The organism is Roseibacillus ishigakijimensis, from assembly GCF_016595415.1.
Lineage (GTDB): Bacteria > Verrucomicrobiota > Verrucomicrobiia > Verrucomicrobiales > Akkermansiaceae > Roseibacillus > Roseibacillus ishigakijimensis.
Genome location: NZ_JAENIO010000170.1, coordinates 1 through 364 on the forward strand (window position 1 = coordinate 1; position 364 = coordinate 364).

The following is a 364-nucleotide window of genomic DNA, read 5'->3' on the forward strand; positions in this document are numbered from 1 at the left end:
ATCTTCGTAGCCGCGCACTTTGCGAAAGCCTGCTTCGGCCCACATCAGACCGCTGGCCATCCAACGGGACACCATATCGTCCTTCTCCTGCCAACGTTTGACGTTCCCGGTCGCTTCCCGCCAGTTGCGCAGCATGTTTTCGATAAGGTTCGTGTTCAGAAAAGTCGTGTTCAGCGTCGAGGGCACCTCCAGGCGATGAAAGGAGAGCAGGGCTTCTTTTCGTTCTCCCAACGCTTGACCGGCTGCCGCGTTGCGCTCGCTCACGAAGTCTAAGAGCTCCTCGAAGGCTTCTTCTCCCGCTTTCTTTCCTTGGCTGTCTCGCAGCGTTTTAAAGAGGCCGTCCACTTCCGCTCGCTCTCGGCGG

Annotated in this window: 1 pseudogene; it reads right to left on the reverse strand. The window is 58.0% G+C overall.

Going from position 1 to position 364, the window contains the following annotated elements:
* Window positions 1-364, reverse strand: a pseudogene (locus JIN78_RS17030) (IS256 family transposase); the annotation flags it as partial.